This is a genomic window from Winogradskyella immobilis, assembly GCF_021887715.1.
GTDB lineage: Bacteria > Bacteroidota > Bacteroidia > Flavobacteriales > Flavobacteriaceae > Winogradskyella > Winogradskyella immobilis.
Genome location: NZ_JAIQXX010000005.1, coordinates 174,458 through 190,686 on the forward strand (window position 1 = coordinate 174,458; position 16,229 = coordinate 190,686).

17 protein-coding genes are annotated in these 16,229 nt (G+C 31.4%); 13 read left to right on the forward strand and 4 right to left on the reverse strand.

Going from position 1 to position 16,229, the window contains the following annotated elements:
• Window position 1 precedes the first annotated feature (1 nt).
• On the forward strand, window positions 2-385 hold the full coding sequence (locus K8Z87_RS05825) for a hypothetical protein (protein ID WP_227476549.1): 384 nt from the start codon (window positions 2-4) through the stop codon (window positions 383-385).
• Window positions 386-511: 126 nt separating this feature from the next.
• Here the strand turns inward: K8Z87_RS05825 and K8Z87_RS05830 are convergent, their stop codons facing one another.
• A complete protein-coding gene (locus K8Z87_RS05830) occupies window positions 512-1,222 on the reverse strand; it encodes a class I SAM-dependent methyltransferase (protein ID WP_227476550.1) in 711 nt (236 codons plus the stop codon).
• 157 nt (window positions 1,223-1,379) lie between these two features.
• Between K8Z87_RS05830 and K8Z87_RS05835 the strand changes: the two genes are divergently transcribed.
• The 4 genes from K8Z87_RS05835 to K8Z87_RS05850 all read left to right on the forward strand — a co-directional run bounded on the left by K8Z87_RS05835 (window position 1,380) and on the right by K8Z87_RS05850 (window position 4,215).
• Window positions 1,380-1,874, forward strand: coding sequence for a YkgJ family cysteine cluster protein (locus tag K8Z87_RS05835; RefSeq protein ID WP_227476551.1), 495 nt, complete (start codon window positions 1,380-1,382; stop codon window positions 1,872-1,874).
• An 8-nt stretch (window positions 1,875-1,882) separates the two neighbouring features.
• Window positions 1,883-2,785, forward strand: coding sequence for a hypothetical protein (locus tag K8Z87_RS05840; protein ID WP_227476552.1), 903 nt, complete (start codon window positions 1,883-1,885; stop codon window positions 2,783-2,785).
• A gap of 2 nt (window positions 2,786-2,787) precedes the next feature.
• Window positions 2,788-3,624 carry a sterol desaturase family protein gene (locus K8Z87_RS05845; protein ID WP_227476553.1) on the forward strand — a complete coding sequence of 279 codons (837 nt, stop codon included), beginning with the start codon at window positions 2,788-2,790 and terminating at the stop codon, window positions 3,622-3,624.
• 165 nt (window positions 3,625-3,789) lie between these two features.
• On the forward strand, window positions 3,790-4,215 hold the full coding sequence (locus K8Z87_RS05850) for a hypothetical protein (protein ID WP_227476554.1): 426 nt from the start codon (window positions 3,790-3,792) through the stop codon (window positions 4,213-4,215).
• Between the two features lie 3 nt (window positions 4,216-4,218).
• Here the strand turns inward: K8Z87_RS05850 and K8Z87_RS05855 are convergent, their stop codons facing one another.
• On the reverse strand, window positions 4,219-5,505 hold the full coding sequence (locus K8Z87_RS05855) for an exo-beta-N-acetylmuramidase NamZ family protein (RefSeq protein WP_227476555.1): 1,287 nt from the start codon (window positions 5,503-5,505) through the stop codon (window positions 4,219-4,221).
• 9 nt (window positions 5,506-5,514) lie between these two features.
• Here K8Z87_RS05855 and K8Z87_RS05860 point away from each other — a divergent pair, with 9 nt between their 5' ends.
• Window positions 5,515-6,750 (forward strand): ABC transporter permease, encoded by a 1,236-nt coding sequence (locus K8Z87_RS05860; protein ID WP_227476556.1) that lies wholly within the window; start codon window positions 5,515-5,517, stop codon window positions 6,748-6,750.
• A gap of 129 nt (window positions 6,751-6,879) precedes the next feature.
• Window positions 6,880-7,860 (forward strand): PLP-dependent cysteine synthase family protein, encoded by a 981-nt coding sequence (locus K8Z87_RS05865; protein WP_227476557.1) that lies wholly within the window; start codon window positions 6,880-6,882, stop codon window positions 7,858-7,860.
• A 62-nt stretch (window positions 7,861-7,922) separates the two neighbouring features.
• On the opposite strand, the gene K8Z87_RS05870 is transcribed toward K8Z87_RS05865, so the two are convergent.
• Together K8Z87_RS05870 and K8Z87_RS05875 are read right to left on the reverse strand one after the other, a co-directional pair.
• Window positions 7,923-8,771, reverse strand: coding sequence for a peroxiredoxin family protein (locus K8Z87_RS05870; protein ID WP_227476558.1), 849 nt, complete (start codon window positions 8,769-8,771; stop codon window positions 7,923-7,925).
• A 241-nt stretch (window positions 8,772-9,012) separates the two neighbouring features.
• On the reverse strand, window positions 9,013-9,717 hold the full coding sequence (locus K8Z87_RS05875; protein WP_227476559.1) for a TlpA family protein disulfide reductase: 705 nt from the start codon (window positions 9,715-9,717) through the stop codon (window positions 9,013-9,015).
• A 134-nt stretch (window positions 9,718-9,851) separates the two neighbouring features.
• On the opposite strand from K8Z87_RS05875, the gene K8Z87_RS05880 reads away from it, so the two are divergent.
• The 6 genes from K8Z87_RS05880 (at window position 9,852) to K8Z87_RS05905 (ending at window position 16,182) form a co-directional block, all read left to right on the forward strand.
• The gene (locus K8Z87_RS05880) at window positions 9,852-11,126 is read left to right on the forward strand and encodes a DUF2851 family protein (RefSeq protein ID WP_227476560.1); all 1,275 of its coding nucleotides are present in this window, start codon (window positions 9,852-9,854) and stop codon (window positions 11,124-11,126) included.
• A gap of 8 nt (window positions 11,127-11,134) precedes the next feature.
• Window positions 11,135-11,362, forward strand: a complete 228-nt coding sequence (locus tag K8Z87_RS05885; RefSeq protein ID WP_227476561.1) for a PspC domain-containing protein — start codon at window positions 11,135-11,137, stop codon at window positions 11,360-11,362.
• Window positions 11,363-11,365: 3 nt separating this feature from the next.
• Entirely contained in the window at window positions 11,366-12,388 is a 1,023-nt protein-coding gene (locus K8Z87_RS05890; protein ID WP_227476562.1) for a potassium channel family protein, read from the forward strand.
• Between the two features lie 96 nt (window positions 12,389-12,484).
• Window positions 12,485-14,107 carry an alanine/glycine:cation symporter family protein gene (locus tag K8Z87_RS05895; RefSeq protein WP_227476563.1) on the forward strand — a complete coding sequence of 541 codons (1,623 nt, stop codon included), beginning with the start codon at window positions 12,485-12,487 and terminating at the stop codon, window positions 14,105-14,107.
• A gap of 16 nt (window positions 14,108-14,123) precedes the next feature.
• On the forward strand, window positions 14,124-15,002 hold the full coding sequence (locus K8Z87_RS05900; RefSeq protein WP_227476564.1) for a ComEA family DNA-binding protein: 879 nt from the start codon (window positions 14,124-14,126) through the stop codon (window positions 15,000-15,002).
• 13 nt (window positions 15,003-15,015) lie between these two features.
• Entirely contained in the window at window positions 15,016-16,182 is a 1,167-nt protein-coding gene (locus K8Z87_RS05905) for an acyl-CoA dehydrogenase family protein (protein WP_227476565.1), read from the forward strand.
• The last annotated feature ends 47 nt before the right edge of the window (window positions 16,183-16,229 follow it).

The following is a 16,229-nucleotide window of genomic DNA, read 5'->3' on the forward strand; positions in this document are numbered from 1 at the left end:
TATGAAACATATTATTTATATCATAACGCTATTTATATCTACAACTATCTTTGCACAAAAAGAGGCGACTATAGTAAAAGAAATAAAGCTTCATTATACCTGTGATGAAGGTACATCACAAGCTTATAAAGATTTTGCTAATGAAAATTACAAGTTAATTTCTTACGGATTAGTGATTTCTGAAGATTGGGATTTCGATAAATTTTATTGGAAACATATGAAAGAGAAGTACAACATTATTATGGGTAATGGAGGTTGTCTTGTTGATGAAGCCATGCTGTGTTATTCTAATAAAATGAGAGCATTGCTCCTTAAAAAATTTGGAGAAGATATTTTTGAAAAAGGAAAAAAGGAAGCGAAGTTATTATACCAAAAGAAAGAATAAATTTAATTGTTTTGTCATTCCGTATTGTCCCACTGAGCGCAGTCGAAGTGTGATACGAAATCTATTATTAATGAGATCCTGAATTACTGAAGCGAGTTCAGTACAGGCAAGTTCAGGAAGACAGATTTAGTTATATATCCTCGCCAAATAATCATAATGTTCGCCTTCTAGTATCAATTCACATTGTAAACCAACACTATTACAAGCTGTTTTTAACGTATTAAAGTCGAGGTAGAGCCATTTCATTGGTACTTCTTTTTGGCCTTTATAGTTGAGGTAGTAATCTAATTCGCCATAGTAATCAGCATTCATATCTTGCCAACCCCGATAGTTATCGGGACCATCGTCATCTTCGTACATATATTTTATATCACTAGAATCAATTAAAATTTGCCCATTGGGTTTAAGTAATGATTTTAAATGTTTCAGATAATTAGGTGTATTTTCCAAAGTTTGAAAAATACCAGTACCGTTCATTAACACTAAAATAGTGTCAATGGTTTCAATTTCGTCTAGTAACGCTTTTAATTCTACATTAGTAACACCACGTTGTTTACAGACTTCTATTGATCCTTCAGAAACATCAATAGCTTTAACTTCAAACCCTTTATTTTGAAGATGCAAACTGTGACTTCCAGTTCCACAGCCAACATCAAGAACAGAACCTTTAGCAAGCTGTAATGCCTTTTGTTCTAGTTTAGGCATTTCAGAATAACCTCGAAATAAATAGGGTAATGGCAAGACGTCTTCATCAGAAATATTAGTTGAGGTGATAAGGTCTTCTGTATAATTCCCAGAATGGTAATCTAATAAGGCTTTTCCAAAAAGGTCTTTCATATTTATTCCTCACAAAAGTGAGGATCTCATTTTGTCATTCCTGCGTAGACAGGAATCTTTTTAATTAAAAACTAATTATCAAATATAGATAAAAGTAAGTAGCTACAGTGTTTTTGATTTTTTCAAAATTGTATCGATAACTTCGTATTTTTACATTATGCAAAACATTTTAAATAACCTACCTAAGCTAGCTGCGGAAAAACATAAGGAGAATAAAACCTTTTTTACAAAGCTAAAAAAGAAACCTCCAAAACAGTTAGATTATGTAATGCAAGAGTTGCATGAAGAAGAGTTTCAACGTACAGATTGTTTGCAATGTGCCAATTGTTGTAAAACTACAGGTCCATTATTTACAGATAAAGATATTGCAAGAATCTCCAAACATTTTCGACTTAAACCTCAACAGTTTGTGGAACAATTTTTGAGGGTAGATGAAGATAACGATTATGTGTTACAATCTGTACCTTGTACATTTTTAGGTGAAGATAATTATTGTTCAATTTATGAGGTACGCCCTAAGGCGTGTAGAGAGTTTCCGCATACCGACAGGAAGAAATTTCAACAAATTTCTAACTTAACCCTTAAAAATGTAGCAATATGTCCTGCAGCATATAATATTGTTAAAGCACTAAAAAAGAGAATGTCTAAATAATTAAATGAATGAGAAAAATTGCCCTTATAGTTTTTTTAATCTTACTGTCTAGTTTAAATGCTTATGCACAAGAATGGATGAAATCCTTGTCTATAGCTAAGCGATTAGCTTTAACTGAAAATAAAATGATATTGATGATGTGGGAAGAAGCAACATTATATCCTTTCCCGGTAATAATGTACGATGATGATGGTAGAAAAATCTTTGTAGAAGATATGTTTACAGTGCCAGAAATAGAAGAAATACTATGGGAGAACTTTGTTCCATTAACCATAAATGAAAGCATGTACGATGATTTATATAAGGAAATAAAGGGCAAACGTAAGCTTACATATATTGATAAGTTTAATGACGATACTATTAAAATTTTAGATGTTAATGGTAATATATTAAACGCAAAAAATGTCTATTCTACAAGTAGAGTTAACCTAACTGAGCTCATACTTAAATATGCCTTGGATACTAAATTTTTAAAGCAAGAATTAATTAATTATAGAAACAAAAAAGATTTTTATTCTACATTTTATTTGGCATCTAAGTATGTAGACTATGCAATTTATAACATAAGAAATATAAGAGAGGAAATACTAGATTTATCTAATATTTATTTAAAAGAAGCCAAAGATTTATTAGAGGACAGCAATTTAGAAAATAAAGAAAAATTAGAACAGCGAATTAGATTGATACGGATGAAGCAAGATTTAATGCTCAATAACCCCAAAAAAGTATTACGACAATTAAAGCGTATAAATGCACCGACAATAGAAAATGCAAATACGCCACTAATAGCATTTTTATACCTCACCGCATATCGATTATTAAACGATGAAGTAAATGCAGCAGAATGGAGGCCAAAAGTGTCTTTAATAAATATAAAGATATCGCAATTAATAATTAACAATAATAGATAAAGATGGAGGTTATTATTGATTACTTTAAAAACATTCCTTCATCACATAGAAGTTTAATACTTGTTGGAGGAATAACATTTTTTTGGTTATTAGAAAGTACTCTACCGTTATTTAAATTTAAGTACATAAAATGGAAGCACGCCATACCTAACTTCTTTTTTACTTTAACAACAATAATTATCAATTTTCTACTCGCATTTATATTGTTAAGTACTTCAGATTGGGTAATAGCTAATAATTTTGGTATTATCAATTGGTTACCCGAAATGCCTTTGTGGTTATATGTGTTTTTAGGAGTATTATTACTCGATTTTTTCAGTGCTTATTTAGCACATTATGTAGAGCATAAAGTTAATTTACTTTGGATGGTGCATTTAGTCCATCATACCGATCATAACGTAGATACAACTACCGCAAATCGTCATCATCCTATAGAAAGTGTTATTCGTTTTGTATTTACATTGATAGGTGTGTTTATTGTTGGTGCACCAATTGGTATTATTATGCTTTACCAATCAATATCAGTAGTGGCATCACAATTTAACCATGCTAATATAAAATTACCTGTAGCTATAGATAAGCTTTTAAGTTATATTATAGTGTCACCAGATATGCATAAAATACATCACCATTATAGATTACCATATACAGATTCTAATTATGGAAATATTTTTTCTATATGGGATCGGTTACTAGGAACGTATAAGTATATACCACGCGAAAAAATTGTATATGGTGTAGATGTATTTTTTGATGAAGAAGAAAATGCTAAGGTTTCTAATTTATTGACACAACCTTTTCAAAAATACAAGCGACCTACCATTAATCCTAATGAATAGGAGTTGACGCCGAATCTATATAAAATTTTATTTTTCAGCTGTTACTCGGATTTTTTAACAGTTTAAAGGTTTTTTTAAGTAGTTTCTTGCAAAACAAACTATGTTTAGAATGGATTAGTTAATTACTGTTGAGTGAAACATTTGTTGAACTTAATAGTTTTTTTATTGAAAAATTTTACGAGAATACTTATTGTATTTCTATTAACACTTACTTGTTGTAATGTGTTTTCACAAACAGAATATGCTAGGTTAGATAAAAATAAAAACCCTCAAGTCGAAGGATTTTATCACAATTTAAATAAAACAAAAGATACACTTATTCTTAAGAGTGATCGTAAAATAAACTACCTCTATTCAATAGATAAAAGTCAAAATAAGGATCTCAATCTTTTGGTAGATGCTAAAACTTATAAATTACCACTTAACAAATTAGGAAAAGGCAAGCATGTATTTGTAGCCATACAATCTCCATTACGAATTGTCTTTGTGGTACACATGCTAGAAGAGATACCAATAGGGAGCAAAAAGGTGGTAACTGTTTTAGACTACGCAATTAAAGAAGAAGAATTAGCGTCTTCAAAGCATAATTAATTTTTATTTATAAAGTAAATACTTTTTTCGTATTGTTTTAAAGGCGTCTAAATCCGATGTCCAACTGGCTTTAATTTCTACTTCCGTTTTACCAGCTTCAATTTGTTGTTGTAATTTTTCGGTGCCTGCATGTGCAGTAAAGTTAGAGGTATTAAAAAACTTTGTTTTATCTACGGAATTATTATAAGCATCTATAATATATTTTAGAGTAAATTGCCTTTCTGCATTTATACCTGAAAGATCTATTCCATAGCATATAATATCCTTATGTTTAGGATATTTAGATCCAAAATTAGGAATTGGTGTATAACTAAATTCATAATGATCTTTGTCTAGAAACGGCGCTCCATAGCGTTGAAATTGAAATTCTGTACCTCTGCCAGCATTAATATTTGTACCTTCAAATAAACCCAAACTTGGGTATAACTTTATAGCCTGATCATTTGGCAAATTTGGTGAAGGTCTTAAAGGTAGACTATATACGCTGTTATGATTATAGTTTTTCATTTTAACAATAGTAATATCACATGTAATTCTATGATTTAACCATCTTTCACCGTTAATCATTTTTGCATATTCACCAATAGTCATTCCATGAACTAAAGGAATTGGATGCATACCTAAAAAACTACTATGTTTCTTTTCTAAAGTTGGTCCATCAATGTAATTGCCATTTGGGTTAGGGCGATCTAATATTAAAACCGGTATATCGTTTTCGACACATGCTTCCATAACATGATGTAGAGTCGAGATATAAGTGTAAAAACGCACACCTACATCTTGAATATCAAAAACCATGATGTCTATGTCTTTTAATTGTTGCTTAGTCGGTTTTTTATGTTTTCCATGAAGCGAAAAAATAGGCAATTGTGTTTTAGTATCTATACCATCTTTTACAGCTTCACCAGCATCAGCAGTACCTCTAAATCCATGTTCTGGTGAGAATACTTTTTTTATATTAATTTTTAAAGACAATAATGAATCTACAATATGGGTATAAGTACTTGTCTGTTGCTTCTTATCCTCTAAATCTAAAAAAATAACACTCGTTTGGTTGGCTACAATACCTACACGTTTTCCTTTCAGTAGAGGCAAGTATTGCTCAGTTTGGTTAGCGCCAACAATAATTTCTTTTTTTGCTTTTAGAGTATCCTTTTGGTTCTGTTGAAACTCACTCAAAGTGTCTTTGTTACTTCTAGCGGCTAACTTTTCACTTTCAGTTTTCCTTGCACAAGAAATCGTTATAAAGACTAATAATAATAATGTATTTTTGAAAATCTTAAAACGCATATTTAGATTTTGAATTTTGAGTTGTTTATAGCTAAACGCATTATTGGCAATAAAGCGTATAAAAATAGTGTTTCGGCACCAATAATTAAAATTGGTATTGCGGCAATAGCAATTGGTATTGTTGTAATGTTAATTGCTATAGCAACAGGCCTTGGACTACAACAAAAAATAAGAGAAAAAGTATCGGCATTTAATGGGCACATTATTATAGATAATTATGATACTAATGTTTCTGACGAATCTCAAATACCTTTATCGCTAGATCAAGATTTTTATCCAGAGTTTACTTCTGTAGAAGGTATTAGACATGTTCAGGGTACGGCTAGTAAATTTGGGGTTATACGCACCGAAGTGAATACAGAAGGTATAGTTATTAAAGGTGTGGGCTCTGATTACGATTGGCGCTATTTTAAAGATTTTTTGGTAGAAGGTCGATTGCCTGATTTTACTGAAAAATTGAATAATGAAATACTCATCTCAAGATATATAGCCAAACGTTTAGAATTTAAAGTAGATGATAAATTTCAAGTTGTTTTTGCGGACGACCTTCAAAGTATACCGCGAATTATACAATTTAAAATCGCAGGTATTTATAATTCAGGTTTTCAAGAGTTAGATGAAAAATTTTGTCTTGTTCATTTAGGACATATTCAGCGTTTAAATCGATGGAAAAAAGATGAGGTTGGAAATTTTGAAGTTTTTATCGATGATTTTTCTGAAATAGAAATAAAGGGTAACGAAGTGTATGAATATATACCTTCATTAATGAATGCAACTACAATAATACAAAAATACAGACCTGTTTTTGAATGGATTAAAATCTTTGATAACAATACATCTGGTATTATAGCTATTATGATTTTAGTTGCTGGTATTAATATGATAACAGCCTTATTAGTACTAATATTAGAACGCACACAAATGATAGGTGTTTTAAAAGCTTTAGGGAGTTCAAATTGGACGATTCGTAAAGTGTTTTTATACAATGCATCTTACCTTGTTGGTTTAGGATTACTTTGGGGAAATATTATAGGTATAAGTTTACTGTTTATTCAAAATCAATTTGGATTAGTTAAATTCCCTAATCCAGAGCAGTATTATATTTCTAAAATCCCAATTTATATCAGTTTAGATTATATTTTACTTTTAAACATAGGTACTTTTATTATTTGCATGCTTATGTTAATAGTACCATCAGTTATTATTTCTAAAATTTCGCCGGTAAAGGCAATGCGGTTTGATTGATTGAAGCTAATCATAAGTAGAAAGGCATAAGGAGCTTTATGAAAATAATTTATTCTCAGCTTTAAACTTATCTCTTATTACTAAATCCTTTTCAACTTTTCCCTTAACTTTGCACCGCAAATTATTATTATGGATTACGTAGAAAATATACTAGGCACTATTGGTAATACACCAATGGTGAAGATGAATAAATTAGTTGAAGATTTACCATGTTTGGTATTAGCAAAATACGAAACGTTTAACCCAGGTAATTCAGTAAAAGATCGCATGGCTTTACAAATGATTGAAGATGCTGAAGCCGATGGTCGTTTAAAACCAGGTGGAACTATTATAGAAGGCACTTCTGGTAATACTGGTATGGGTTTAGCTTTAGCAGCAATTGTAAAAGGCTATAAGTGTATTTTTGTAATGGCAGATAAACAGTCTAAAGAAAAAGTAGATATTATGCGTGCTGTAGGTGCTGAGGTTATTGTTTGCCCAACTGCTGTAGAGCCAGATGATCCACGTAGTTATTATTCTGTATCTAAACGTTTAGGTGAAGAAACACCAAATTCTTGGTATGTAAATCAATACGATAATCCAAGTAATGCTAAAGCACATTATGAAAGTACTGGACCAGAAATTTGGAAACAAACCGATGGTAAAATCACACACTTTGTAGTTGGTGTTGGTACTGGTGGAACCATTTCAGGTGTTGGTAAATATCTAAAAGAACAAAATCCTAATATAAAAATTTGGGGAGTAGATACCTATGGTTCTGTATTTAAAAAATATCATGAGACTGGTGAGTTTGACGAAAACGAGATCTACCCATATGTTACAGAAGGTATTGGAGAAGATATTTTACCAAAAAATGTGGATTTCGATATTATAGATGGTTTTACTAAAGTTACAGATAAAGATGCCTGCGTTTATACGCAAAGATTAGCTAAAGAAGAAGGTATGTTTTTAGGGAACTCTGCAGGTTCAGCCATAAAAGGAGTGTTGCAATTAAAAGAACATTTTAAACCAGATGATGTCGTAGTGGTTTTATTTCACGATCACGGAAGTCGTTATGTTGGTAAAATGTTTAATGACGATTGGATGCGTGAAATGGGTTATATAGATTAAGCAAAAGATCTTTTAAAAGTTCTCTTTTATACAATACAAAAGCCCTGACATTACTTAGTATTTTAAATTTTAGCTAAAACGCTTAAAAAAGTTTCAGGTTCTGGTCGTATGCGGTAGTTATCCGTAAGGTCAGCAAAAATAATTTTACCACTTGCATCTGTAATGACAACCGTTGGTAAAACAGTATCACTATCGTAACCCATAACTTGGAAACCAGCAGGTATGCCATTAGCATGTAAAATACCCAATTGCTTTGCGGCTTTATTTTTATAATCTGTTAAAAAGTGAAAACCAACATTAAACTTTTTAGCCAAATCTTCTGAGTTTTTATGAGGTTGTGGACTTACCAAAATCATGCTTACTCCACGCTTTTCGAGTTCTTGATATTGCGACGCAACTTCTTTTATTTGCGCCATGCATAATGGGCACCAATTACCGCGGTAAAATAACCAAATGCTTGGTTGCCCTATAAATGAAGACGCATTAATGATTTCTTTCTTAGAGTTCTCCAACTGAAACTCTGGTAGTTTATTACCTATGTTTAAAACAGAGGTGTCACGTTTTTTAAATGTAGAAAACCATGTGAGGTAAGTAATCCATCCAAAAACTAAAAAAGTACTGCTGTAGTATACGAGGTTAGACTTTGGTTCTATAAAACGCCCAATTAAAATCACTATATAAGCAATAAGAATCACTAAAGTGTGAGTGTTTAGATTCCGAGATGTCCGTGCCTGAGATTTTAAAAACAAACCACCAAAAAAAGAAAATACCATTAGCGCCATAACTAAGGTGCCTATATTTTGTATCCAAGCATTGTTTTGTTGCGTCAATTGCCATGCACTTAATATAAGAACATACAAACCAAATGCAGGGAATATTGAAATGAATAATGATTTTAAAAGTCCTTTCATATGTTTTTTCTTGTGAAAGTAATAAGTCTTTGTTTTTAGAGATGCATTACAAAAGTAAAGGTAAAACACTTTTGGTGCTTTACCTTTACCTGACTAAAATTGATTGATGAAACCTTCTAAGAAGGATTTTTTAAGTGATACACTTACTTGTGTTTTTATGATTACACTACAAATAAAAACTAAATAAGTCACACAAAAAGTTAACGGCTGTTAACTAGTGTTAATTGTGTTTAAATACTATTTATTTGCCTTTTAATGCAGTTTCAATAGCATTTTCAATATGCAGGCCAACACCCAGAAATCTACCAGATATAGCGTCTGATATTTTCCCGTCTTTACCAATAACCATATTGGTTGGGTAACTGCTTACTCCAAATCTAGAAATGGTTGTTCTTTGGTAAGGTACTACAGGATAATATATAGGAGTGTCTTTTAGGAATTTTTCAACTTTACTCTTTCTATCAAAAGTAATTGAGGCAAAAACAATATCTTTATTGTCTTTATATTTTTCATGAATTTCATTTAATTCAGGGATTTCAGCAATACAAGGCTTACAAGCAATAAACCAAAAATTAAGGACTACAACTTTTCCTTTTGTACTTTCAGTAGTAATGGTATTACCTTCCATATCGGTCATTTCAAAAGGAGTAGCACTTTTTCCTTCTAAGTTTGAGGTTCTTAATTGCCTTGCTCTAAATGCTTCCATTCTTTTTTTTGTTTCTGGAGATGCTTTTTCTAATTGAATATAATTGTTACCATCACTGTCTTTTTGTTGAGAGATCGTCCAATCACCAGATTGCATCATTTTAGAGAATGTATCATAATCTATTTTTTTTCCATCAGCATCTTTGATAATAGTTGTGTTGTCTATTTTAATACTTTGTGCTTCAATATTCTGAAGAGTAATGCCTATAATTAATATGAGGATAACTAATAATCTTTTCATAATTGTGTATTATTAAAACCAATACAAATTAAGCTTTTTTTTAATAGCATAAAGATTATCTTGTATTAACTAGTATTACTCGGAAAATAAAATAAGTATTTGCTACTCTGCATTTAGAGTTCTATTTTAGTTACATGCAAGAAGATTTCCTTCATTATATCTATAAGTACAAAAAGTTTGAGACTTCGGCTCTAAAAACCACAAACGGACAATCGATAACGATTAAACAACTAGGGCAGCACAATTTTAACGCTGGACCAGATTTTTTTAATGCTCAAATGCGCATAGATAATCAGCTTTGGGCAGGTAATGTAGAGATACATATAAAATCATCGGATTGGTATGTGCATCATCACGAAAAAGATGTTGCCTATGATAATGTTATACTACACGTAGTCTGGGAAGATGATACTGAAATATTTAGAAAAGATAATTCTAAGATTCCAACCTTAGAGTTAAAACATTATACTAATAAACAGCTGCTGAAGAATTACACAAAATTGATGCAATCTAAATCTTGGATTAATTGCGAAACGGATTTTACATCAGTAGACGATTTTTTATTAAACCATTGGTTAGACCGTTTGTATATAGAGCGTTTAGAACGTAAGTCTGAAGATATTCAGCAACTATTGAAAAATTCAAATAACGATTGGGAAGCTGTATTATTTATTATGCTAGCAAAATCTTTTGGGCTTAAAGTAAATGGCGAATCCTTTTTAAGCTTAGCAAAGTCGTTTGAGTTTTCAATAGTTAGAAAACTTCAAAATGATGTTTACAATTTAGAAGCTCTGTTTTTTGGGCAAGCTAATTTGTTGGAAGAAGATTACCAAGACACTTATTATATAGATTTACAGAAAAGGTACGCGTTTTTAAAACAAAAATTTTCATTAACTAATCAAGGAGTAGCAGCACTTCAATTTTTTAGATTACGTCCACCAAATTTTCCAACCATTCGCATATCGCAATTAGCAAATGTATATGGTCAACATACAAATCTGTTTTCAGAAGTAATTCATCTTAAAACTAAAGCTTCATTTTATAAGCTTTTTCAGATCGAGACATCTTCTTTTTGGAAAACGCACTACACATTTTCTAAAGCGTCAAAGAAATCAAGAAAACAATTGGCTAAAGGATTTGTAGATCTATTATTAATAAATACTATAATTCCAATAAAGTTTAGTTATGCTAAAGCTAATGGACAAAGTATAGAGGATGATATATTTAAACTCATAAAAGAAATAAAGCTAGAACGAAATAATATTACAGATGCTTTTTTAAAATTAAAACCTATAGAAAAAACAGCATTATCATCGCAATCATTGATTCAACTAAAAACAGAATACTGCGCTAAAAATAAATGTTTACAATGTGCTATTGGTAATGACTTAATTGTAAAAAATAAGTAACTTGCCATATGAAGTTTTTTCACAGACTCTTACTCTATTTTCAAAAACATGGCTATTATGTTTGTCAACGTATTGCAGACCGTTTGGGGATACGTGCTAAAATTGTACGAACTTCATTTATGTACTTAACTTTCGTTACAGTAGGTTTTGGCTTTGCATTATATCTTTTCCTAGCATTCTGGATGCGTATTAAAGACATTGTATATACCAAACGTAACTCAGTTTTCGATTTATAATTTATGGATAGCCCACTAATAAAATTGTTTCGATCTAAAATATATACAGCACTAATAATGCTAGCTATTTTATTACTGATAGGTATTATAGGTTATAAGTTAATATCAGATTTAGATTGGGTTGATGCCGCTTACATGACTGTTATAACCATTACAACTGTAGGCTTTGGGGAAGTACATCCGTTAGATATTCCATCTAAGATATTTACCATATTTTTAATATTAGCAAGTGTAGTTATTGTCGGTTATGCGATAGCTATTTTTACCGAATACATTTTAAGTAAGAGTAATTTTGAAAATCTAAAACAACGAAAGATGCAAAAGCGAATTGATGGTTTGTCTAATCATATTATAATTTGTGGTTACGGACGTAACGGTAAACAAGCCGCTAAAAAGTTATCGGCACATAAAAAACCTTTTGTAATTATTGAAAAGGATAAAGAGGTTATTGAAAAATTTCAGGATACAGATATTTCTTTTGTATTAGGAAACGCTAATGAAGATGAGGTGCTTTTACAGGCAGGTATTGATCGTGCAGAAACACTAATTTCTGCTTTACCCAATGATGCGGATAATTTATTTGTGGTACTATCAGCAAGGCAGATAAATGCCAAGATGCAAATTATAAGTAGAGCATCTCAAGAAACATCATACCACAAGTTAAAATTAGCAGGTGCAAATAATGTTATTCTTCCAGATCGTATAGGTGGCGATCATATGGCATCTTTAGTTGTAGTGCCAGATTTAATTGAGTTTATAGACAACTTGGCTATTGTCGGTAAAGACAATATAAATATAGAAGAAATTGCTGTAGAGAAACTATACAACGTTTCAGAGATAAAAACAATAAGAGATTTAGATTTACGAAAAAATACAGGCTGTACAGTAATTGGCTTTAAAGATGCTGAAGGCGAATATATTGTAAATCCAGAAGCAAATATGAAATTGGTTCCAAATTCTAAAATCATTGTTTTGGGACGCCCAGAACAGATTGGTAAACTAAATTCTGAATACGACATCACATAAAATAATAGTATCATTTTAACGATTCAAGCTTTAAAAACTCATTTTTTTTTAGCATCTTGTCAACTTGAAAAATAATAACTAACTAATATATTAATTATGAAGAAGTATCTTCTTTCAATTTTCGCTTTATTAATACCATTTTTAAACTTTGCTCAAAACACAACAGAAAAGGGCCTTGATCAAAAAATTGATGAAGCTTTTCAGCCAGTAGCAGATGCTTTTTTTGATGCCATATTTTTTCCTGTATATCAAGGAGAAACTATAACGATTCCATTTGTATTAGTATTATTGGTAGGTAGTGCATTATTTTTTACAATTTATTTCGGATTTCCTAATATTAGATTTTTCGGTAAAGCTGTAAATGTGGTTAGAGGAAAATATGATCATGTAGATCACCCTGTCGTTGAACCGGCATATGGGGATTCTACACCAGGAGGAGACTCAATTGAAACGATTAGAGATGAAAGTGAAGAAGGAGAAGTGTCACATTTCCAAGCCTTGGCTACAGCAGTTTCAGGCACAGTTGGTAATGGTAATATTGCAGGTGTGGCTTTAGCCATTGCATTAGGTGGTCCTGGAGCAACTTTTTGGATGATTATATGTGGTCTTTTAGGGATGTCTACAAAATTTGTAGAATGTACATTGGGTGTTCAATTTAGAGATGTAGGAGAAGACGGAACGATATATGGAGGACGAATGTATTACATTAGTAAAGGTTTAAAATCTAAAGGATTTAAAACTTTAGGAAAGGTAGCAGCAGCAATTTTTGCAATATTCTGTATTGGAGGCTCATTTGGAGGTGGTAATGCAGCACAATCTAATCAAGCTACAATTGTTATTAAAGAGTTATTTAATTGGGAAAGTACAGCAGCTGGAGCAATCGTAGGTTTAGTTCTTGCAGTTTTAGTAGGTATAATCATTATTGGAGGTATTAAGCGTATAGCTCAAGTTACTGAAAAAGTAGTTCCGTTTATGGCAGTAATGTATGTAGCTGCTTGTTTATATATCATATTAAGTAACTTTAGCCTAATTGATGATGCTATTGGTTTAATAGTTAGGGAAGCATTTAATCCTACAGCTTTTGGCGTAGGTTCTTTAATAGGAGTATTATTGGTAGGTTTTCAAAGAGCAGCTTTCTCTAATGAAGCTGGAGCTGGTTCAGCTTCTATTGCGCATTCAGCTGTAAAAACAAAATATTCAGCATCTGAAGGTTTAGTGGCATTGTTAGAACCGTTTATTGATACAGTTTTAATTTGTACTATGACAGCTTTAGTTATTGTTATTTTTAACTTTGGAGGTTTCTTTGAGTATGGTGGAGATGGATCAGGTGTAGTTTATATAGATGGTCAACCTTTTGAAGGTGCTGGAATTACATCTAAAGCATTTGCACAATACATTCCTTATTCTAATATATTCTTAACAGTAGCTGTAGTATTATTTGCAGTATCTACAATGATATCTTGGTCGTATTACGGATTACAATCATGGAAATTTTTATTTGGTAGAGGTAAAACAGCTGATTTAACTTATAAATTTTTATTCTTAGTATTTGTAATTATTGGTGCAGCAGCAAGTATGGGATCAATTTGGAAATTCTCTGACGCAATGATTTTTGCAATGATATTTCCAAATATGGTTGGTTTATTCTTCTTGTACCCAGTTGTTAAAAAGCAACTTTTACGCTACTTAGATGCTATAAAGACCAATAAGGCTGAGTAAATTAAAAATTAAGCATATGAAATCTCACTTCCAGTTTTCTAAAAAACAACGAAGTGGGATTTTTTTATTGATTATTATTATACTTTCAATACAATCTGTTTATTTATTTGTCGATTTCTCTAAAGAAGAAGATTACGATATAAATGAAGCAGAATTAGAACACTATAGGAAAGAAGTAGATTCACTGCGTTCTGCTGCTATAGAAGATAATAAACCAAAGTTATTTCCATTCAATCCTAATTTTATAACCGATTATAAAGGCTATACATTAGGCATGTCTACTGAAGAAATCGATCGTCTTTTAACATTTAGAGAGCAAGAGCAATGGATTAATTCTGCAAAACAATTTCAGGATGTAACAAAAGTTTCAGATTCATTATTAGATGAAATATCTCCGTATTTTAAATTTCCAGATTGGGTTACTAATCCAAAACCTAAAAATGCATATGTCAATAATTCCTATTCAAATAATAATACGATTAAAACCTATGCAGATAAAATAGATCTTAATACAGCTACAGCTATTCAACTGCAACGAATTAATGGTGTAGGAGAAAAGTTATCGGAGCGAATCATTAATTATCGTAAAAAGTACAAAGGTGGTTTTATTTCAGATATAGAGTTAATAGAAATTTATGGATTAAAACCAGAAGTAATAGAACGCATAACCAATCAGTTTACAGTTAAAACCCCTAGAATTGTAGAGAAGTTACATTTAAATACAGCTACAAGAGACGAATTGGTAACAATTAAATATATAGACTATGAAATAGCTAAAAGCATTATAGAAGAACGAATACTGCGAGATGGATTTAAATCCTTGAATGATTTAACAAAAGTTGAACAGTTTCCGGCGAATAAAATCGAGATTATTAAATTATATTTGCAGCTCTAAACAAAAACGATTTATGTCACAATTATATTTTAACGAAGAGCACAATTTATTTAGAGAAAGCCTTAGAGATTTCTTAAAAAAAGAAGTTGTGCCGCATATTGATAAATGGGAAGAAACGGGTCATATAGAGCGTTTTATTTGGAAGAAGTTTGGTGATATGGGTTATTTTGGTTTAGCCTACCCAGAAGCTTATGGAGGTCTAGATTTAGATTTGTTCTATACTGTTATTTTTTTAGAAGAATTACAACGTATTAATTCTGGCGGATTTGCTGCAGCAATGTGGGCGCATGCTTACTTGGCAATGACACATCTTAATAAAGAAGGCAATCACCAAATAAAAGAAACGTATTTAGCACCGAGTATTTCAGGAGATAAAATGGGCTGCCTGTGTATTACTGAGCCTTTTGGAGGTAGTGACGTTGCAGGAATGCGAACTACAGCTGAGAAAAAAGGAGATACTTATGTAATAAATGGTTCTAAAACATTTATTACCAATGGTGTTTATAGTGATTACTTGGTAGTTGCTGCGAAGACTAACCCCGAATTAGGAAATAAAGGCATTAGTATTTTTGTAATGGATAGAGATACACCAGGTATTTCAGCTACGAAACTAGACAAATTAGGTTGGAGAGCTTCTGATACTGGCGAGATCGCTTTTGATAATGTAGTAATACCAGCTTCAAATTTAATGGGAGAAGAAAACCAAGGTTTTCCATACATAATGCAACATTTTTCTTTAGAGCGTTTAATCATGGCAGTTAATTCTCATGCTAGAGCAGAATACGCGTTAGAATACGCTAAGCAATACATGGGAGAACGTACAGCTTTTGGAAGAACGATAGATAAATTTCAGGCCTTACGTCATACTTATGCAGATTGCGAAACACAAATGGAAATCTGTAAACAATTCAATTATTACGTTGCTAAACGATTAGATATGGGAGATTACGTTGTTAAAGAAGCAACCATGTCTAAATTACAATCTACTAAAATGGCTGACGATGTTATTTATCAGTGTCTTCAATTTTTAGGAGGTTATGGTTATATGGAAGAATATCCATTAGCACGAATGGCAAGAGATAGTAGGTTAGGACCAATTGGTGGTGGTACTTCGGAGATACTCAAAGAAATTATTGCTAAAATGGTAATAGATAATAAAGATTATAAGCCAGCGACATAAGTTTCTTATATTTATACTTTAAACTAGTATTTGAGAAATTTCAAATG